Below are 20,219 nucleotides of genomic sequence, written 5' to 3' on the forward strand. Positions count from 1 at the left end.
CCGACCGGCCCGGGAAGACCAAGACGGGAATCGCAGGATCACATTCGCGGCGATGCAAGAACATCAGAACTGGGGCGCCGAAGCCCTTTGGCAAGACCTGGAGCCGCTGCTGCCGGGGCTCAGCATCGAGGTGCTGGCGCGGGTCGAATCGACCAACGCCACCCTGGTCGAGCGCGTACGGCGCGATGAAGGCGCCGCGGCCAGCGGCGGCGGCGGCGGTGGTGGCGGCCGGGCGGGCGATCGTCCCTACGGACGCCGCCAGCACGACCTGCATCCCTGCCTGCTGATCGCCGAGCACCAGACCCATGGCCGCGGTCGCCAGGGCCGCAGCTGGCACAGCACGGCCGGCGCGTCGCTGACCTTCTCGCTGTCGCTGCCGCTGGAGATCGCGGACTGGTCGGGTCTGTCCCTGGTGGTCGGCGCGGCCATCGCCGAGGCGCTCGATCCCGACGGCCGCCGGCTCGGCCTGAAGTGGCCCAACGACCTGTGGCTGGACGAGCGCAAGCTCGGCGGCATCCTGATCGAGACCGTGCCCGCCGGGTCGTCGCGCATGGCGGTGATCGGCGTGGGGCTGAACGTGTCGGACCGCGCCAAGGTGGCCGAGTCGCAGCTCAATACCGGCTTCGCCTGCCTGCAGGAACTGCTGCCCGACATCACCCCGCCGCAGGCGCTGGCGCGGCTGGCGCCGGTGCTGGTGAAGGCGCTGGCGGCCTTCCCGCGCGAGGGCTTCGGCGCCTGGCGCGAGCGCTTCGCGGCGCGCGACCTGCTGCAGGGCAAGGCGATCACCGCCGGGGCGCTCGAAGGCACCGGGGCCGGCGTGAACGAACGCGGTGAACTGCTGATCGACACCGCCCAGGGCCGCCAGACGGTCAGCGGCGGCGAGGTGAGCGTGCGACTCGGCGGCGCGTCCGCCGGCGCGCAGGGGTAAGCCGCGATGCTGCGCGCCGCGGTCGTCCTGCTGTTCGTCGCCAATGTGCTGGTGTTCGCGTGGAACAAGGGCTGGGTCGGCGGGGCGGCCGCCACCGCGCCGCGGCTGGAGCAGCAGGTCAATCCGCAGCGCCTGTCGCTGCTCAACCAGCAGGCGGTGACGCAGCTGGCCACGCGCAGCTGTGTCGAGCTCGGACCGCTGATCGGCGACGAGCTGCTCAAGCGCGCGAATGCGACGCTGGCCTCGGCCGGCGTGCCTGGCGCGGCGATCGAGTCGCGCGTGGTCGACACCGGCGGCGTGTGGGCGCTGGCCACGATCAAGATGCCCAGCAAGGACTTCCGCGAGCGCAAGGAAGAGACCTACCGCAATGCCCGGATCGCCTTCGAGCCGCTGCAGGGCTTCCCCGACGAGCAGCCGACGCTGGTGCTGAGCAAGCACGACAGCGAGGCGGCGGCGCAGGCGGCGCTCGACGCGATGACCCGTCGCAACTACAAGGGCCTGCGCGTGCTGCGGCTGCAGGAGCCGCTGCGGCAGACCACGCTGCGCCTGGCGCGCCTGGATGGCGTGCAGATCGGCAAGCTGAACGCGCTGTCCAACCCGCCCTGGGGCGAGAAGCGCAAGGACTGCGCCGCCGAGGCGCCGACGGCGGCCTCCGAGGCCAGCGCCGCCGGGTCAGGCGCCAGCGCCACCAACGGAGCCGGTTCGGGCGCCGCCGCGCGTTGAGGCCCTCAGGACCTTTAGGGCTTTTAGGGCGTTGAGGGCCCTTTGACGCCAGCCCTCGGCCAGCGCAGCGCCACGATCGCCAGCACCAGCGCGGCCAGCCAGAAGGCGCTCATCGCGCCACCGCCGCCACCACCGCCCGACGAGGGTTCGGTCGGCGTCGTGGGCGTCGTGGGCGTATTGGTCGTCGGCGCGACCGCGGCGACCGCGGCATTCGCGTCCAGCATGCCGGCGCCGCAGGTGCTGGTCGTGCAGTTGCACTCGAGCTGCGGCTGCGCGCTGTTGCCGGCCACGCATTGCGCGACGCCGCTTGCCGTCGGGAACGCGCGGGCCGAGCTCTGCAGCGCCGCCTTGATCTGCGCCGGCGTCAGCGCCGGATTGCTCGACAGCATCAGTGCGATGGTCGCGCTGACCAGCGGCGTCGAGAAGCTGGTGCCCGTGCCGCTGTAGTTGAACGCGCCGCTGCCCGCCACCGGCGTCGTCGTGCCGGCGTTGCTGGTCGACAGGATGGGATACAGGCAGGTGCTGCCGGCGGTGGTGTTGACGCAGTTGCCGCCGGGCGCGCTGATCGTCACCTGCGGTCCGAGGTTGGAGAACCCGACCTTGGTGCCCACATGCCGCAGGCCGGCCACCGCGATGACGTTGTTGCAGTTGGCCGGCGTGCCGACGGCGATGCCGCCTTCCTTGGTCGGGTCGTCGTTCTCGACGCCGTTGCCCGCCGCCACCACGACCGTCGCGCCCGCGTTGTAGGCGGCGTTGATCGCGTCCTGGTAGGTCGAGCCACAGCTGCCGTCGCCGCCCAGGCTCAGGTTGATCACCTTGGCCTTGTTGGGATTCGTCGGCAGGCCCGGCACGTCCACGCCAGCCGCCCACCGCATGCCCGCGGCGATATCGGAGGCCCAGCCGCCGCACTTGCCCAGCACCCGCACCGGCAGGATCTTCGCGTTGTAGGCCAGGCCGGCCATGCCCTGGCCGTTGTTGGTGAGCGCCGCGATCAGGCCCGATACCCGCGTGCCGTGCCAGGAACTGTTGCCGATGTCGTCGGACGTGCAGGTGCTGCCCAGCGCGCCCGAGTCGATGTCGGCCTGGCTGACCCAGTCGCCGGGATCGCTCGCATCGCTGTCGGCGCCGTTGCCGTCGTTGGCGGCGGCGATCTGGGTGGAGGTCGCCGTGCCGCCCTGGTTGTAGCCCACCAGGTCATAGCCGCCGACGAACTGGCCGCTCAGGTCGGGATGATCGAAGCGCACGCCGGTGTCCAGCACCGCGACGACGACGCCGGTGCCGGTCGCCCGGTCCCAGGCCGCCGGCGCGTTGATCGAGGAGACCACCGTCGCGTCCGGCGCCTTCAGGTACCACTGGCCGGCGGTGACGCCCGCCGAGGCGGCGGTGGCGTACAGCGGATCGTTGGGCACCGAGAAATGCCGCCACCAGCGGTCGACCTCGACCGACTCGACCTCGGTGTCCTGGGCCAGCCGGCGCGCCAGCTCGGCCGAGCTCATGCCGCTGGCGGTGTAGACGTGGGTGCGGCTGTCCAGGCTGAGGCGGGCATGCAGGGACGCGGCATGGCGCAGCCCCAGCGTCGTGCCGCGGACCTGGGCGATGTCCCGGGCCTCGGAGGCCGTCACCCGCGTCGCCAGCGGGCGCGCTTTCACCGCATCGGCCTGGGCCTTGAAGCGCACGATCACCCGGGCGAAATCGGGCTGCTGGTCGGGGCGGACCGCCGTCCCGGTCACCGCGCTGGCGCCGCCAGCTCCGAACAACCCGAACACGGCCACGGCAGCGGCCAGGCGCTTGGGCAAAGACAGCACGGACATGCGACGGCTCCACAAAACTGGGCTAACCAGTTTAGGGTGGCCATCACCGAGAAATCACTAATCCCCTGACACATTTGCAGTAGAGCAATAGCGATGAGGGATTTCTCACACCGATCGACTCGGCGCCCCGCGGCGGTTGTGACGGGCCGTATCCGGGACGCCAACGGTACGCGCACAAATGAAAAGCCCCGCCGGGGCGGGGCTTCGGGGCAAAGCCAGGATCGCTTACTTGGCGACGACCTTGACCATCTCCAGCACCTTGTTCGAGTAGCCCCACTCGTTGTCGTACCAGGACACCAGCTTGACGAAGGTGCCGTCCAGGGCGATGCCGGCCTCGGCGTCGAAGATCGAGGTGCGCGGGTCGCCGCGGAAGTCGGTGGCGACCACCTTGTCCTCGGTGTAGCCCAGCACGCCCTTGAGGGCGCCTTCGCTCTGGGCCTTCATCTCGGCGCAGATCTCCTTGTAGGAGGCCTCGTTGTTGAGCTCGACGGTCAGGTCGACGACCGAGACGTCGGAGGTCGGCACGCGGAAGGACATGCCGGTCAGCTTCTTGTTGAGCTCGGGGATCACCACGCCCACGGCCTTGGCGGCGCCGGTGGAGCTGGGGATGATGTTCTCGAGGATGCCGCGGCCGCCGCGCCAGTCCTTGTTGGACGGGCCGTCGACGGTCTTCTGCGTGGCGGTGGTGGCGTGCACGGTGGTCATCAGGCCGCGCTTGATGCCCCACTTGTCGTTCAGCACCTTGGCCAGCGGGGCCAGGCAGTTGGTGGTGCAGCTGGCGTTGGAGATGATGGCCTGGCCGGCGTAGGTCGTGTGGTTGACGCCGTAGACGAACATCGGCGTGTCGTCCTTGGACGGGGCCGACATGATGACCTTCTTGGCGCCGGCGGCCAGGTGCTTCTCGCCGGTTTCCTTGGTCAGGAACAGGCCGGTGGCCTCGACGACGATGTCGGCGCCGACCTCGTTCCACTTCAGCTCGGCGGGGTCCTTGACCTGGGTCAGGCGGATGCGCTGGCCGTTGACGATCAGGGTGTTGCCGTCGACCGCCACATCGCCGTCGAAGCGGCCGTGCACGCTGTCGTACTTCAGCATGTAGGCCAGGTAGTCCGGCTCCAGCAGGTCGTTGATGCCGACGATCTGGATGTCCTTGAAGTTCGCCACGGCGGCGCGGAACACCATGCGGCCGATGCGACCGAAGCCGTTGATACCGATCTTGATGGTCATGAGGAAAGTCTCCTGCGAGTGAAATGAATCGATGACGTCATGGGCGCGTCGCCCAGCCAGTGGACGTCGTGCCGCGGAGGTGTTCGGTCGGTGCATCCGCGAGGCCCGGCACGAGGGCCGGGCACGGGCGCCGGAAACGCACGATTTGAACAGATCGGCGCGCCCACTCGTTTCGAACGGGTTACCGGGTTTCACCGCGCGGAACCGCGCGGTTACATCACGGCGCCAGAGGCGCGGCGGCGGCTGTCGTGGCCGGCTGCAGGCGCAGCGTGCCGCAGGCGACCTTGATCTTGACCATGCGGCCCAGCAGGTGCTCGAAGCGATCCGGCGTCAGGTCCATCTCCAGGCCGGCCAGCCAGGCCAGGAACTCGGCGCGGTTGGGGTCGCGCTCGGTACCGATCTCGCCGACGCGGTTGGCCAGCGCCGGCTTGCCCAGCGTCCAGGCGACGGTGAACGGGCAGTTCATCGTGTTGAAGTCGAACTCGGCCTGTTGCTGGCGGATGCCCTTGATGTTGGACAGGAACTCGCCCAGCGTGACCTCGTCCTTGAAGCTGGCGCGGCCGGCGTCGTGCTTGCGGTAGATGAAGTGCTGGACGAAGCTCATCGGCCGGTCCTCGGCCGAGAGGCAGGGCAGGCGGTAGCTGCGGGCGCGGTCGAGGATCGCGTCCTGCGTGTTGCCGCTGGTGGAGGCGTACAGGGCCTGGACCTCGGGCGGCTGGTCCGGGGCGGTGAAGGTCATGCGGACCATCACGTTGCCGATGGTCTTCTGGTCGAAGCGCGAGGCATTGACCTGCAGCTGGTCGTCCGGCGTGCGCAGGCAGGCGCGCATGGCGCGGGCGCGGTCGGTGTCCTGGAGCTCGACCGGCTGGGACCAGCGCACCGGCACCGGCTCCCGCAGGCGGAAGATGAAGGTCTGCACCGCGCGCACCGTGCCGCGGGCGGCGGCCTGGCAGGGCAGGCGGTAGGCGGCGACGCGCTCGCGCACCGCGTTGACGAAGCGCTCGTCGGCGAAGCGCGCGAGGACCTCGACCTCCGGCGGCCGGTCTGGCGCCGTGAACGCCAGGCCGACGCGCACGGTACCGTCCAGCTGCAGACGGCGCGCCTCGGCGGGGTACTCGAGCGGGGCCTCGGGCTGCTGCAGGCAGCGCAGCGGGCTGGTGGCCGGGTCGACGGGAAGCGGCGAGATGTCGTTCTGCTGGGCCGATGCCGGGCCGTGCGCGATCAAGGCGGCGAGCAGGCCGAGCAGGGCCGTGGCGGCCAGACGAGGTCGAGTCATGGGAGTCCTCCGTGTTGTCCTGTCCCTGGGCCCGCGCGCCGGCTCGTGGGGCGGGTCGCTGGCGGGCGCGGGCAGTCTAGGCGCGGCCGCGTGAAGCGGCCGTCAGGAAACAGGGGACTCGGCGGCCTCCGATGGGCGGAAACGACAAAGGGGTGCCAGAGGCACCCCTTCGAGGGAGACGACGGGGCCCATCGGGCCCATCAGGCCCGGGGCGCCGATCAGCCCTTCAGCCGGGCCTTGCCGAGCACCACCTTGACGGTGTCGGCGACGTTCTCCGGCGTGAAGCCGAAGTGCTTGAACAGCACGTTGGCCGGGGCCGATTCGCCGTAGGTGTCCAGGCCGACCACGGCCGAGACGCCGTACTTCCACCACAGGTCGGTGACGCCGGCCTCGATGGCCACGCGCGGCAGGCCGTCGGGGAGCACGCTCTGCTTGTACTTGGCGTCCTGGCGGTCGAAGAGGCTGGTGCAAGGCATCGAGACCACACGCACCGGGATGCCGGCCACGGCCAGCTGCTGCTGCGCCGCGATGGCCAGCTGCACTTCCGAGCCGGTGGCGATCAGCACCGCCTGCGCCTTCTTCTTCAGGCCGATGTCGGCCGGTTCGCTCAGCACGTAGCCGCCGCTGGTGATCGCGTCGACGGCCTCGCCCGACTTCTTCAGGTAGACCAGGTTCTGGCGGCTCAGCGCCAGCACGCTCGGGCGCTGGGCGTTGGCCAGGGCCATGGTCCAGGCGACGGCCGTTTCCGCCGTGTCGGCCGGACGCCAGACGTCCAGGCCGGGGATCAGGCGCAGGCTGGACACGTGCTCGACCGACTGGTGCGTCGGGCCGTCCTCGCCCAGGCCGATGGAGTCGTGCGTGAAGACGTGGATCACGCGCTGCTTCATCAGCGCGGCCATGCGGATGGCGTTGCGGCTGTAGTCGCTGAAGGTCAGGAAGGTGCCGCCGTAGGGGATGAAGCCGCCATGCAGCGCGACGCCGTTCATGATCGCGGCCATGCCGAACTCGCGCACGCCGTAGTTGATGTGGCGGCCGCCGTTGGAGCTGCCGTCGGCTTCCAGGCGGAAGGCGGGCGTGCTCTTGGTGTTGGTCAGGTTGGAGCCGGTCAGGTCGGCCGAGCCGCCCAGCAGCTCGGGCAGCGCGGCGGTGAAGGCTTCCAGCGCCAGCTGGCTGGCCTTGCGGGAGGCGACGGTCTCGGCCTTGTCGTGCGCGCCGATGACGGCCTGCGCCGCGACGTCGGCGAAGTTGGGCGGCAGCACGCCGGCGATGCGGCGCGAGAACTCGGCGGCCAGCTCGGGGAAGGCGGTGGCATAGGCCTCGAACTTGTCGTCCCAGGCGGTTTCCACCGCGTTGCCGGCGGCCTTGGCGTCCCAGTCGGCGTAGACCTCGGCGGGCAGCACGAAGGGCTCGTGCGACCAGCCCAGCGCCTCGCGGGTCAGCTTGATTTCCTCGGCGCCGAGCGGCTCGCCGTGGGCCTTGGAGGTGTTGGCCCGGTTCGGGCTGCCCTTGCCGATGTGGGTCTTGGCGATGATCAGCGAGGGCTTGTCCTTGCTGGTCTTGGCCAGCGCGATGGCGGCGTCGACCGCGTCGACATCGTGGCCGTCGACGGGGCCGACGACGTTCCAGCCATAGGCCTCGAAGCGCTTGGCGGTGTCGTCGCCGAACCAGGGGCCGACCTGGCCGTCGATGGAGATGCCGTTGTCGTCGTAGATCGCGATCAGCTTGTTCAGCTTCCACGAGCCGGCCAGCGAGCAGGCTTCATGGCTGATGCCTTCCATCAGGCAGCCGTCGCCCAGGAACGCGTAGGTGTGGTGGTCGACGATGGCGTGGCCGTCGCGGTTGAATTCCTTGGCCAGCTGCTTTTCCGCGAGCGCCAGGCCGACGGCGTTGGTGATGCCCTGGCCGAGGGGGCCGGTGGTGGTCTCCACCCCCGGGGTGATGCCCACTTCCGGGTGGCCCGGCGTCTTGGAGTGCATCTGGCGGAAGGCCTTGAGTTCCGCGATCGGCAGGTCGTAGCCGGTCAGGTGCAGCAGCGCGTAGATCAGCATCGAGCCGTGGCCGTTGGACAGCACGAAGCGGTCGCGGTCCGGCCACAGCGGGTTGGCCGGGTTGTGGCGCAGGTGGCGCTTCCACAGCGCGACAGCGATCTCGGCCATGCCCATCGGGGCGCCCGGGTGACCGGAGTTGGCCTGCTGGACAGCGTCCATCGCCAGGGCACGGATGGCGTTGGCCATCTGGGTGGTGTTCGGGGTGGAAGCGGCAGCTGCGGCGGTGTCGGCCATAGTGGGGTCTCGGCGGGGTGAAGGGCAAACCCGGCATTCTAGTGACCCGCCGCGAAGCCGCTTTGGGCGCTCCGCGTTGTTGCGAATCCTCGCCATAGCCGCGCTATGGCTCCGGTTCGCGCCTAGCGGAGCATCCCAAAGCGACTCCGCGGCGGGTCACTAGAGGGGAGCGCTTTAAACTCGCCGGCTAATTTTTCTGGTGAATCGATGCGAGCCATGATCCTCGCGGCCGGGCGCGGCGAGCGCATGCGGCCGTTGACCGACCACACGCCCAAGCCGCTGCTGAAAGTGCGCGGCAAGCCGTTGATCGAATGGCACATCGAGGCCTTCGCCCGCGCCGGCATCCGCGACATCGTCATCAACACCGCCTGGCTGCACGAGCAGTTCGAGGCGACGCTCGGCAACGGCGCGCGCTGGGGCCTGCGGCTGCATTACAGCCATGAAGGCGCGCGCTACGGCCGCGCACTCGAGACCGGCGGCGGCATCGCGACGGCGCTGGACCTGCTGTGCGCCGACGGCGACGAGGCCTTCTGGGCAGTCTCGGCCGACATCTTCATCCCAGACTTCGTCTTCGATCCGGCCCAGGCCGCAGCCTTCGCCGCGAGCCCGCTGCTGGCACACCTGTGGTTCGTGCCGAAGCAGCCGCGCCATCCGACCGGCGACTTTGGCATCGACGCGGCCGGCTTCGCGACGATCGACGGCAACCTCGAGGTCTACAGCAACATCGGCCTCTACAAGCGCGCCTTCTTCGATGGTGTGCAGCCGGGGGAGCACCAGCGCATCCGCGTCAGCCTGGACCGCGCGATCCAGGCGCGCGCGGTGACCGCGGAGCTCTACACCGGGCCCTGGGCGAACGTGGGTTCGCCGGATCAGTTGGAAGAACTCAATGGGAAATGAGTCCGTTCGCTTCGAAGGCGAAATCACTTGGCCCGAATATCGCCATGTCCGGCGCCGCCTGTTGCCGTGGTGGGGCCGGCCAGCATTCATCTGGACGATCGCGCTTCCGGTCCTGATGTTCTGGAACATCGACATCGACGCTGCCCGCAACGATCCAGGCGAATTCGTATTCCAGCTCTTGCCTATGGGACTGTTGCTGCTGATCGCCGCCTGGGCGATCAAGGCGGTCGAGCGTTGGCAGTGGAAGTCCCACATCAAGCTGCAAGGCCGGACCAGCGGAGAGGTCGGTACCGCCGGCCTGCGATTGAAGAACGAGTTTGTGACCGCCGAGCTGCCGTGGACCAAGATCACGGGATACAAGATCGATGATCAACTGGTCCTGCTTTATTACGCGCCGCTGTGCGCGTACTTTCTCCCGCGAAGCTTTTTCGCCGATGAGACTTCGTGGAAAGCGCTTCAGGCCGTGGTGAAGCGACACGCGAACGCGACGACAGCTCGCTGATCCGCCCCGCCACGGCGGTCCCCAGGCATTCAGGAACACGCGGCCCTCACCGAGGTGAAGTGAGGGCCGGCGCTCAGCGCGCGTTCGCCACCGGCCGACCGGCCCAGCGCTCGCACTGCTGGCGCACCAGCTCGTTGAGCAGCTGCTCCTTCTCCACCACGCCGCGCGCCCAGGTCGCGTCGTTGCCCTGCCAGCGCATCTCCTCGCGCACGTAGCGCAGCGCCGGCTCGGCCTTCAGCGCCACCGCGTGCGGCTCCAGCGCATGCAGCGTGACGTTCAGGTCCTCGCGCAGGCTGCGGTGCTCGCCGCTCTTCGGGTCGACGAAGGTGCCGTCCAGTCCGAAGCGGCAGGCCTGGAAGCGGTTGAAGGTGTAGGGCAGGTAGTCGTCCTCGTGCAGCGCGAACGGCTGGTCATGAGAGATCCACCGCGCCAGACACTGGATCAGCGCCGCCAGCGCCGAGGCCTTCTCGATCGTCAGCGGCGTGTCGAGCACCCGCACCTCGATCGTCCCGTACTCGGGCTTGGGCCGGATGTCCCAGTAGAAGTCCTTCATGCTCTTCACGACGCCGGTGTGCGTCATCTTCTCGAAGAACACCAGGAAGTCGTCCCAGGTCAGCACGAAGGGCGCGCGCCCCGACAGCGGGAACGCGAACACGGAGTTCAGCCGCGCCGAATGGAAGCCGGTGTCGTTGCCCTGCACGTAGGGCGAGGAGGCCGACAGCGCGATCAGGTGGGGGATGAAGCGCGACAGCCCGTGCAGCAGCCGCAGCGCGTGGTCGGGCCCCTCGCAGCCGATGTGCACGTGCTGGCCGAAGACGGTGAACTGCTTGCTCAGGTAGCCGTAGAGCGAGGAGATCTCCTGGAAGCGCGGCTTGTCGAAGATGCGCTGCTTGCTCCAGTGCTGGTAGGGATGCGTGCCGCCGCCCGACAGGCCGAGGTTGAGCTTGTCGGCGCTGCGCACCAGCGCGTCGCGGGTGATCGTCAGCTGCTCCAGCACCTGCTCGTAGTTCGTGCAGACGTTGGTGCAGAGCTCGATCATCGAGTCGGTGATCTCCGGCGTGACATCGCCGGGCAGGGTCTCGCCCTTCATCACGCGCAGCAGGTCCTTGGACCCCGGCATCAGGTCGTAGTCATGACGGTTGACGATCTGGAGCTCCAGCTCCACGCCCATCGTCAAGGGCTTGGATGTGGCGAATGGTTCGAGGCTCATCGCTTCGCAGCCTCCTTCACAGGGGTTTCAGGGTGATGCTCGCCGGCCAGGCGCAGGCCCCATTGCACGGCGATCGGTCCGACCAGCTCCATGAGCGCGATCGTCGACAGGATGACCGGCGCCAGCAGCGCGGCGGTCTGCGGGTGATGCAGCTGCACCTCGCTGAACAGCACCAGCATCGTGCCCGACACCGGGCTCAGGCACACCGCCAGCGCGACACCCTGGCGGGTGTCGATGCCGCTCAGCCGCGCCATGCCGGTCAGGGCGATCGCCTTGGCCACCAGGCGCAGCAGCAGCAGGGCCAGCGCCAGCACCGCGCCCGCGGCCAGCGCCTGCAGCGTCCAGGCGGAACCGACCGCCACGAACAGCATCAGCACCAGCACGCCGCCCGCCGTGCCGAAGTGGCGCGGCCAGACCCAGGGCCGCTCGGTGGTGTTGCGCAGGATCATGCCGGCCAGCAGCGGCACCAGCAGCGTGGACAGGTTCAGCACCCGCGCCACGCTCAGCGCCACCAGCACCAGGCCCAGCAGCATCAGCACCGAGTTCTCGTTGCGCAGGTCCAGCCGCCGCATCAGGCCGGCCGTCAATCGCGCCAGCAGCGCCGCGACGATCACCGAACCGACGAAGGCATACAGCGGCTGCGCGACGGCCTCCAGCCAGTCGCCCTTCTGGTCCAGCGCCAGCCAGCCCAGCAGCAGCTTGTGCGCGAGCACGCCGTAGATCGTGTTCAGCGAGGTCAGCGCCAGCATGCGTTCGCTGACCTGACCGGCCGCGCGCAGCTCGGCGCCAACGCGGCCGACGACCGCGGCGCTCGAGGCCATCGTCAGCACCGCGCAGCTGATGGACACCAGCGGGCTCACGCCCAGCAGCGTCAGGCCGTAGCCGACGACGACGAAGCTGACCGCGGCCTCGGCCGCGCTGGCGCCGAGCAGCGCCTTGTTGTTGCGCAGCCAGCGCAGGTTCACGCGCGAGCCCATCTCGAACAGCAGCAGCGCCAGCGCCAGGTCGACGACGAGCCGCAAGCGCGCGTCCAGCGCGCCGTTGGCGAAGATGCCATGGCCCAGCGCCGCCAGGATCATGCCGACGACGCTGTAGCCGACGACGCGCGGCAGGCCCAGGCGGCGGTTCACGAATTCGCCGAGCACGCCGGCGGCCACCATGGTCAGCGAGGCCCAGAACAGCCAGTCCGGGCGCGGCGGCCAGGCGCTGAACTGCAGGAAGTTCGCAAGGTCGTTCATCAAAACGAAGGTTCTCCTCGATTCGTGGACGGCGGCCAATCCGGCCGGGGGAAGCCCCCGATCATCGGGCCATTCCGGTCGCCATGGAGCGAAGCCGGGGCAGGCGCTGGCAGCCTTTACTTGTCGGCTTTACCGATTGCCGGTCATCGGCACTCGGCGGGAGCGCCATTTGCCGCGCTCGTGCCGTTCTCATCCAGCGCTCGGCAATTGGCGGGTCCGCCCCTGGGGGGACCAGCGCGGCCGAGCGTCCAGGGTCAGGACTTGCCGGCCTCGATCGGCCGCGCGACGGCGGCTCCGGCATCGGCCGGCGGCGAAGAGCGCACGACCTTCAGGTCGCCGCTGGCCAGCCAGTCTGCCATCGATCCGCGCGAACGCTGGCGCAATGCGCCCTCGAGCTCCGTCACGTCCCCCGCGAAGCTCGTCGCGACGTCGACGCCATGAACGGCCCCGGCGATGCCGGTCACGCCTTCCCAGCCGTTGCGCCCGGCCCGCTTGACCGTATACAGCGCCTCGTCGGCCAGGGCCACCGTCGCGGCCCAGTCCAGCGCGCGCGGCAGCGCCGGCGACAGTGGGAAGGCCGCGAAGCCCACCGAGCAGGTGACGTCCACCTGCCGGCCCTCGCCGAGCTCGAAGGGCGCGCCGCAGACCTGCAGCCGCGCGCGCTCCGCGAGCTCGGCCGCATGCCGGCGGGAGGTGCCACGCGCCACGATCAGGAACTCCTCGCCGCCCCAGCGGACCAGGTAGTCGGCCTCGCGGAACACGGCGGTCAGGCGGCCGCGCATCTGCTGCAGGACCGCGTCGCCCGCCGCGTGGCCGAGGCGGTCGTTGAGCGCCTTGAAGAAGTCGAGGTCGAGCAGGAAGAAGATCAGGTCGCCATCGTCGGGCGGCGCATAGCCGTCGTCGCGCGCCTGCTCGTGACGACGCACCGCGAGCGCCACGTCGGCCTCGATGTGCTGCGTCAGGAAACGCCGGTTGCGCAGGCCGGTGAGCGGATCCGACAGACTGGACTCTTCCAGCGCCACGCTCTTGGCCTGCAGGTCGGCGGAGAGCCGCTCCAGCTCCGCGGTGCGGGCCTTCACCTTGATCTCCAGCGCCAGCTGCGAGCGCCGCAGGTAGGCCGTGCGCAGCGCCACCAGCGCATAGACCAGCGCGATCAGCGCCGCGCCACCGAGCGTGCGGGCCCACCAGGTCTGCCACCAGTCCGGCAGCACGCGCACCGGGATGCTGAGCTCCAGCGGGCTCCAGACGCCGTTGCGGTTGGTGCCGCGCACCCGCAGCCGGTAGCGGCCGGGATCGAGGTTGGTGTAGACCGCCACGCGCAGGTCGGCGCCGGTGCTGATCCATTCCGGATCGAAGCCTTCGAGCTGGTAGGCGTAGCGGTTGCGCTGCGGCTCGCTGAAGTCGAGCGCGGCGAATTCGACGCTGAAGCTGCGGTTGCTCGCGGTCAGGGTCAGTCCTTCCTCCGGCAGACGGCCCGCGCCCAGGCGCTGACCGTCGACCCGCAACTCGGTCGCGACCAGCGCCGGCTGGTAGGTCCAGGCCTCGAAGCGCTCCGGCGTCACCACCAGCACGCCCTTGCTGCCCCCGAAGAGCAGGCGCCCGTCGCGCGTCTTCAGGTAGGCGCGGAACCAGCCGGTGCCGATGTCGACGCCATCCGCGTTGGTCAGCTCGTAGTAGCTGTCCTTGGCCGGGTCGTAGACGAAGCTCTGCGTCCAGATGCGGCCGTCGCGGTCCTCGAGCAGGTTGGCGCCGAAGGCCCGGCCGATCACGCCGTGTTTCTCGCTGATGCGCTCGAACGCCGCCTCGCGGCCGTCCCAGCGCGCCAGCAGGTGCAGGCCGGACGCGGTGTCCACCCACAGGCGCTGCCGCGAATCGACCAGCAGGCCGACGATGGAGTGATGGCTCAGGTCGCGCCCCGGCTGGGCGCGTACCGCGATCAGTTCCCTGGCGCCCGGCGCGAACCGGTACAGCCCCTTCTCGGTGCCGACCCACAGGCCGCCGTCGGCGGTCTCGGACAGGGCGTTGACGTCGCCCGTCAGCGGCTGGCCGCCGTCCTGGCGCAGGCGCTCCGGCGCGGCCTGCGGGCCGGCGTCCGGCGGCAGCCGATAGAGCCCGTCCTGCGTGCCGATCCAGAGCGTGCCGTCGCGGCCCGCCAGAAGCCGCCGTGCGCGACCGGTGCCGGCCTGGATGACGCGCAGCAGCTGGCGGTCGCGGGTGTACTGGTGCAGGCCGCCGTCGCTGCCCAGCCAGACGCTGCCGTCCTTCATCTGGACCAGGCTGGAGATGCGTCCGCCCGACAACCCGCCGCGCTGGCCGGGCGCGGGTCGCAGCGTCGCGATCGAGCGCAGCTGCTCGTCGAGCACCGTCACGCCGCTTTCGTTGCTGCCCAGCCAGATCTCGCCGGTGTCGAGCTGCACCATCGCGCGCGTGCTCGGGTCGACCAACTGCGGCAGCTGGCCCGGGTCGCGGCCGCGCACCCACGTGCTGGTGTTGGCCGGGTTGTGGCGCTGCAGGCCGCCGCCGTAGCCGCCGGTCCAGATCCAGCCGGCGCGGTCGCGCATCAGCGCGCGGACCTCGTTGCCGCCCAGGCTGTCGCGATTGAGCGGATCGTGCTTCATCACCCGCAGCAGTGCGCCGTCGGCTGTCGCGCGCAACTCCAGCCCGCCGTTGCGGCCCAGCCAGACATGCCGTTCATCCACCGCGACGAAGCTGTTGACCGAGCCGTGGACGGCGTCCTCGGCGCGCTCGAGCATCCGGCCCTCGCCGGTCTTCGGATCGATCAGCGCGAGGTCGCCCTGCTGGGTGCCGGCCCAGAGCCGGCCGTCGGGCGCCTCGAACAGGCTGAGCACGATCTTGCCGGCCAGGCCGGGACGGCCCGGCGTCGAGAACACCGGCTCGAAGGCGTCGGCGCCGGCGCGCTTGCGCGCCAGGCCGCGCCAGGTGCCGACCCACAAGGAGCCCTCGCGGTCGATCGCCAGTGACTGGACCCGGTCGTCGGGCAGGCTGCCGGCCTGCCGGGGCTGGTGGCGGAAGTGCTGGAAGCGGCCCTCGACCGGGTCGTAACGGTCCAGGCCGTGGCCGATCGTGCCGATCCACAGCTGCCCGTCGCGGTCTTCGGCCAGCGCGCGGATCGTGCCGGCCGACACCGCGCCATGCGGCTGCTGCGGGCTGGCGTCGGAGCGGAACAGCGACAGCTTCTCGCTCTGCGGGTCGTAGGCGGCCAGGCCGTCGGCCTCGGTGCCGATCCACAGGCGGCCGTCGCGCGCCACCAGCAGGCAGCGGATGAAGCCGAGGCTGCGGGCGGACCGCACGCCGTTCTCCAGCGGCGCGCCGGGCTGGCGGAAGTGGTAGCCGTCGAAGCGCACCAGGCCGGCGCCGGTGCCGATCCACAGGAAGCCGGCGCGGTCCTGCGCCAGCGCGGAGATCACGTTGAGTGGCACCGGGGCGTCGATGCCGACGGTCTCGAAGCGCGGCTCGGCCAGCAGCGGCACCGCCGCCGGCGCGGCCCGCTCCGGCTGGGGGCTGTCCGGCAGCGCCGCGACGCCGCCCGGCGCGACGGCCAGGGCCAGCGCGACGGCGGCGCACAGGCTCGGCAGCAGGGGCAGGGCACGTCGTCGCAGCATCGCCGGGGATGCTAGCGGCGCCCTTCTCCGCGGTTGCGGCAGCGGCGCGACAGACGAGCCCCGTCAATGGGGGGCTTGGCGGGCGGTGTGCGGATAAACCCCGACGACGGCGCGCCGCGGCGCGGCGGGCACGCCTGGCGAGGCGGCCCGGGCCTACTTCGCCAGCGGGAGCGTGATGGCGTCGATGCGCGCGAGGATCTCCGGCGTGAGCCGCGGCGTGACGGCCAGCGCGCCGAGGTTGTCCTGCAGTTGCGAGAGCCGGCTCGCGCCCAGGATCACCGTGGAGACCCGCGGGTTGCGGTTGATCCAGGCGATGGCCAGCTGCGCCAGCGTGCAGCCGAGTTCCTGCGCGATCGTGGCCAACTCGCCGACGGCGGCATTGCGCTGCGGCTCCTGCAGCTGCTCGCGCAGCCAGGACATGCTCTCCATCGCGCCGCGGCTGCCCGCCGGGATGCCGTCGCGGTACTTGCCGGTCAGCAGGCCGGACGCCAGCGGGCTCCAGGTCGTCAGGCCCAGGCCGATGTCCTCGTACAGGCGGGCGTATTCCTTCTCGACGCGCTGGCGGTGGAACAGGTGGTACTGGGGCTGCTCCATCACCGGCTTGTGCAGGTGGTGGCGCTCGGCGATCTCCCAGGCGGCGCGGATCTCGTCGGCGCTCCATTCGCTGGTGCCCCAGTACAGCGCCTTGCCCTGCGTGATCATGTCGCTCATCGCGCGCACCGTCTCCTCGATGGGCGTGTGCGGATCGGGGCGGTGGCAGTAGACCAGGTCGATCTCATCCAGGCCGAAGCGCTTGAGCGAGCCATCGATGGCCTGCATCAGGTATTTGCGGTTCAGCGTGTCCTTGTAGTTGACGGTCGTGCCCGACTTGTCGATGCCCCAGTAGAACTTGGTCGAGACGACGTAGGTGTGGCGGCCCCAGCCCAGCTGGCGCAAGGCCTGGCCCATGATCTCCTCGCTCTTGCCCAGCGCGTAGGCCTCGGCGTTGTCGAAGAAGTTGATGCCGGCGTCGCGCGCGGCGGCCAGCATCTCGACGGCCGAGCCGGTGTCGACCTGGTTGTGATACGTCACCCAGGAGCCCAGGGACAGTTCGGACACCTGCAGGCCGCTGCGGCCGAGTCGACGGTATTGCATGCGCTTTTCCTCGTGTGTGGTTCGGGTCGGGGCGCAAGGGTAGCGGACGCACCGCGGGCTGGCGGCGCGGCATGCCGAATGCCCCGGAGGGCGGGGACGGCTTGTGCGAGAGGCGGCTTCGACCATGACCAAGACACCCCTGCTCAACTGGATCAAGAAGGACGAGGCCGCCGCGCCGGCGGAGACCGTCGACCACGCCCGCCGCCACCTGGTGCGCGGCGCGCTGGCCGCCGGCGCGCTGGCCGGGCTGCCGCTGGCCGGTTGCGGCGGCGGCGGCGGCGATGGCGGGGACGACGGCGGCCCGCGCGTCGCGGTCGTGTTCAGCCACGGCGTGGCCAGCGGCGATCCCCTGGGCGACCGGGTCATCCTCTGGACCCGCGTGCTGGCGCAGGACGCCGCGGACATGCGCGACGTGCCGGTCACCTGGGAGGTGGCCAGCGACGCCGCCTTCGGCACTCTGGTGGCCAGCGGCAGCGCGACCGCGCGCGCGGCCGGCGACTTCTGCGTCAAGGTCGATGCCACCGGCCTGCAGCCGGGCACGCGCTACTGGTACCGCTTCAAGGCCTACCAGGCGGTGTCGACCGTGGGCCGCGCGAAGACGCTGCCCACCGGCGACGTCGCGCAGGCGAAGCTGGCGGTGTTCTCCTGCGCCAACTATCCGACCGGCTACTTCAACGTCTATGCCGAGGCCGCCAAGCGCGCCGAGGCCGATGGCTACGACTTCGCCGTCCACCTGGGCGACTACCTCTACGAATACGGCCCCGGCCAGTACGCGAGCGGCAACGCCCAGGCGCTGGGCCGGGTGGTCGAGCCGCAGCAGGAGATCGTGGCCCTGGCGGACTACCGACGCCGCTACGCGCAGTACCGCTCGGACGCCGACCTGCAGCGGCTGCACGCGCTGCTGCCGATGGTCGCCGTGTGGGACGACCACGAGATCGCGAACGACGCCTGGCTGGGCGGCGCGCAGAACCACCAGCCGGCGACCGAGGGCGACTTCGCCGCGCGCCGGGCCGCCGCGGTGCAGGCCTGGCACGAGTGGCTGCCGGTGCGCGATGGCGCCGATCCGCTGACGACCTACCGCGGCTTCGACTTCGGCTCGCTGATGTCGCTGCACATGCTGGACACGCGGGTGATCGCGCGCAGCGAGCAGCTGGACTACGCGGACTACCTCGGCGCCTCGGGCCTGGAAAGCGGCCGGTTCCAGGCCGACATGGCCCGCGCCGACCGCACGCTGCTGGGCGCGACGCAGGACCAGTGGCTGCAGGCGCGCCTGCAGGCGTCGACGGCGACCTGGCAGGTACTGGGGCAGCAGGTGCTGATGGGCCGGATGGACATCCCGTCGCCGATCCTCTTCGAGGCCAACGCGCCCGGCACCGGCGTGACCGTGTCGCAGTACGCGGCCATCGTCGCCAAGGCGCGGAACGACCCGGCCAGCCTGACGCCGCAGGAGCAGGCGGTGCTGAACGCGCCGAGCCTCCCCTACAACCTCGATGCGTGGGACGGCTACCCGGTCGCCCGCGAGACGCTGCTGGCCGCGGCGCGCCAGCTCGACAAGAACCTGGTCGTGCTGGCGGGCGACACCCACAACGCCTGGGCCAACGACCTGCTGGACGGGGCGAACCGCCAGGTCGGGGTCGAGTTCGCGACTTCCTCGGTGACCTCGCCGGGCTTCGAGGAGTACCTGCCCAACGAGGACCCGCAGCAGCTCGCCGGCGCGCTGACGCAGCTGATCGGACCGCTGGTCTACGCGGACACCTCGCGGCGCGGCTACATGGTGGTCACCGCCACGGCGGCCGAGTGCCGCTGCGACTGGATCTTCGTCAACACCATCCTGAGCCGCGACTACACCGCGTCGCTGGCGCAGTCGCTGCGCACCTTGCCGGGCGCGGGACAGCGCAGGCTGGTCGCGGTGTGACCGGCGGCCGTCGCCCGGTCGCGGGCCTTCGCGCGCCGATGCGCGCTGGCGCAAGCCGCTGCGATCCCGCCGAGCCACGGCGAAAGGGCCGGCGCTATAGTCGTCCGCAGCCGGCCGCCTGACGCGGCCGGCACCAGTTTTCCCGGGTCGACGTCATGTCCCAAGCTCCAGACTCCGCCGCTCATGCCGCCTCGACGGCGCCCGATGCCTTCGACGCCGCCTTCGACGGCCAGGCCCCGCCGCTGCGTCTGGCCGTGATCGGCGCCGGACCGGCCGGGCTCGCGCTCGCGCTGCTGGCCGCGCGTTACCTGCCGCAGGCGCAGGTGAGCCTCTTCGACGCCCGGCCGCTGGAGCGCGATGTCTCCGGCGATCCGCGCACGCTGGCGCTGTCGCTGGGCAGCATGCAGCTGCTGCAGCGCCTGCGCGTGTGGCCGGCGGCGCAGGCGCAGCCGATCCGCGAAGTCCATGTGAGCCAGGCGCCGCCGACGCTCTCCAGCCCCTGGTTCGGTCCGTCGGGCGAGCCCGAGGTCCGCATCAGCGCCGCCGAGCAGGCGGTGCCGCAACTGGGCGCGGTGCTGGCCTACGGCCAGCTGGTCGCGCCGCTGCAGGCCGCCTGGCAGCAGGCCAGCGCGCTGGAGCCGCGGCGGCTGGTCAGCCGCTTCGGCCAGGCGGTGGACGGCCTCAAGCAGGACCGGCCGGACGAGATCGAGATCGATGCCGGCATCGCCGAGCGCTTCGACCTGGCGGTGGTGGCCGAGGGCGGCGTGTTCTCCGAGCAGGCCCGCAAGTCGCTGACGCGCGACTACCGGCAGAACGCCTGGGTGGGCACGGTGACGCTGGCGCCGGACAGCCCGGTGGGCGTGGCCTATGAGCGTTTCACGCGGCGCGGGCCGCTGGCGCTGCTGCCGCTGCCCGACCGCGACGGCCAGCGCCGCGCCGCGCTGGTCTGGTGCCAGCCGCAGGACGAGGACGAGGTCGAGGGCCTGAGCGACGCGCAGCGGCTGGCGGTGATCCAGCAGCAGTTGCCGGATCGCGTCGGCCGCCTGCTGGGCATCAGTCCGCTGAAGTGTTTCCCGCTCGGCCTGAATGCCGAACGCACGCTGGTGGAGGGCCGCCGCATCCGCATCGGCAACGCGGCGCAGACCCTGCATCCGGTGGCGGGGCAGGGCCTGAACCTGGGACTGCGCGACGCCTTCGCGCTGGTCGAGGCGCTGCGGCGCGATCCGCAGGTCGACCAGGCGCTGCGGCGCGTCGAGTGGCAGCGCGCGCCGGACCGCTGGGCGACGATCCTGACCACCGATTTCCTCGCCCGCACCTTCGCCTGGCGCTGGCCCGGACTGCCGGCGGCGCGCGGGCTCGGCCTGGCGGCGCTGCAGGCGATGCCGCCGCTCAAGCGGGCGCTGGCCGGGCAGATGATGTTCGGCCGCCGCTGAGCGGCCACCGCCTGCCCACCTCC

14 protein-coding genes are annotated in these 20,219 nt (G+C 70.9%); 6 read left to right on the plus strand and 8 right to left on the minus strand.

What is annotated here, in order from left to right; genetic code table 11:
- The first annotated feature begins 52 nt into the window (after window positions 1–52).
- Window positions 53–928, plus strand: a complete 876-nt coding sequence (locus FHT38_RS24335) for a biotin--[acetyl-CoA-carboxylase] ligase (RefSeq protein ID WP_091730879.1) — start codon at window positions 53–55, stop codon at window positions 926–928.
- A gap of 6 nt (window positions 929–934) precedes the next feature.
- Window positions 935–1,651, plus strand: a complete 717-nt coding sequence (locus FHT38_RS24340) for a hypothetical protein (RefSeq protein ID WP_183493479.1) — start codon at window positions 935–937, stop codon at window positions 1,649–1,651.
- Between the two features lie 23 nt (window positions 1,652–1,674).
- Here FHT38_RS24340 and FHT38_RS24345 read toward each other — a convergent pair whose 3' ends face one another.
- The 4 genes from FHT38_RS24345 to tkt all read right to left on the minus strand — a co-directional run bounded on the left by FHT38_RS24345 (window position 1,675) and on the right by tkt (window position 8,244).
- The gene (locus FHT38_RS24345; protein ID WP_183493480.1) at window positions 1,675–3,462 is read right to left on the minus strand and encodes a S8 family peptidase; all 1,788 of its coding nucleotides are present in this window, start codon (window positions 3,460–3,462) and stop codon (window positions 1,675–1,677) included.
- 225 nt (window positions 3,463–3,687) lie between these two features.
- On the minus strand, window positions 3,688–4,686 hold the full coding sequence (gene gap, locus FHT38_RS24350; RefSeq protein ID WP_091730889.1) for a type I glyceraldehyde-3-phosphate dehydrogenase: 999 nt from the start codon (window positions 4,684–4,686) through the stop codon (window positions 3,688–3,690).
- A gap of 217 nt (window positions 4,687–4,903) precedes the next feature.
- Window positions 4,904–5,962, minus strand: coding sequence for a hypothetical protein (locus tag FHT38_RS24355; protein WP_183493481.1), 1,059 nt, complete (start codon window positions 5,960–5,962; stop codon window positions 4,904–4,906).
- 218 nt (window positions 5,963–6,180) lie between these two features.
- Window positions 6,181–8,244 carry a transketolase gene (gene tkt / locus FHT38_RS24360; protein ID WP_183493482.1) on the minus strand — a complete coding sequence of 688 codons (2,064 nt, stop codon included), beginning with the start codon at window positions 8,242–8,244 and terminating at the stop codon, window positions 6,181–6,183.
- Between the two features lie 216 nt (window positions 8,245–8,460).
- On the opposite strand from tkt, the gene FHT38_RS24365 reads away from it, so the two are divergent.
- Together FHT38_RS24365 and FHT38_RS24370 are read left to right on the plus strand one after the other, a co-directional pair.
- Window positions 8,461–9,141: a nucleotidyltransferase family protein gene (locus FHT38_RS24365; RefSeq protein ID WP_255488910.1), complete on the plus strand. Its 681-nt coding sequence runs from the start codon at window positions 8,461–8,463 to the stop codon at window positions 9,139–9,141.
- The gene (locus FHT38_RS24370; RefSeq protein WP_183493483.1) at window positions 9,131–9,643 is read left to right on the plus strand and encodes a YcxB family protein; all 513 of its coding nucleotides are present in this window, start codon (window positions 9,131–9,133) and stop codon (window positions 9,641–9,643) included. The genes FHT38_RS24365 and FHT38_RS24370 overlap by 11 nt, the downstream gene beginning before the upstream one ends.
- A gap of 73 nt (window positions 9,644–9,716) precedes the next feature.
- On the opposite strand, the gene FHT38_RS24375 is transcribed toward FHT38_RS24370, so the two are convergent.
- The 4 genes from FHT38_RS24375 to FHT38_RS24390 form a co-directional block, all read right to left on the minus strand.
- Window positions 9,717–10,853, minus strand: a complete 1,137-nt coding sequence (locus FHT38_RS24375) for a YbdK family carboxylate-amine ligase (RefSeq protein ID WP_183493484.1) — start codon at window positions 10,851–10,853, stop codon at window positions 9,717–9,719.
- Entirely contained in the window at window positions 10,850–12,091 is a 1,242-nt protein-coding gene (locus FHT38_RS24380; protein WP_255488912.1) for a cation:proton antiporter, read from the minus strand. Before FHT38_RS24380 ends, FHT38_RS24375 begins: the two co-directional genes overlap by 4 nt.
- 254 nt (window positions 12,092–12,345) lie before the next feature.
- The gene (locus FHT38_RS24385; RefSeq protein ID WP_183493486.1) at window positions 12,346–15,714 is read right to left on the minus strand and encodes a ligand-binding sensor domain-containing diguanylate cyclase; all 3,369 of its coding nucleotides are present in this window, start codon (window positions 15,712–15,714) and stop codon (window positions 12,346–12,348) included.
- Between the two features lie 153 nt (window positions 15,715–15,867).
- Window positions 15,868–16,848 carry an aldo/keto reductase gene (locus FHT38_RS24390; RefSeq protein WP_091730919.1) on the minus strand — a complete coding sequence of 327 codons (981 nt, stop codon included), beginning with the start codon at window positions 16,846–16,848 and terminating at the stop codon, window positions 15,868–15,870.
- Between the two features lie 124 nt (window positions 16,849–16,972).
- Between FHT38_RS24390 and FHT38_RS24395 the strand changes: the two genes are divergently transcribed.
- Window positions 16,973–18,763, plus strand: a complete 1,791-nt coding sequence (locus FHT38_RS24395) for an alkaline phosphatase (RefSeq protein ID WP_183493487.1) — start codon at window positions 16,973–16,975, stop codon at window positions 18,761–18,763.
- A gap of 155 nt (window positions 18,764–18,918) precedes the next feature.
- Window positions 18,919–20,196 (plus strand): FAD-dependent monooxygenase, encoded by a 1,278-nt coding sequence (locus FHT38_RS24400; protein ID WP_091730927.1) that lies wholly within the window; start codon window positions 18,919–18,921, stop codon window positions 20,194–20,196.
- The last annotated feature ends 23 nt before the right edge of the window (window positions 20,197–20,219 follow it).

This window comes from Mitsuaria sp. BK041 (assembly GCF_014193085.1).
Classification (GTDB): Bacteria; Pseudomonadota; Gammaproteobacteria; order Burkholderiales; family Burkholderiaceae_C; genus Roseateles.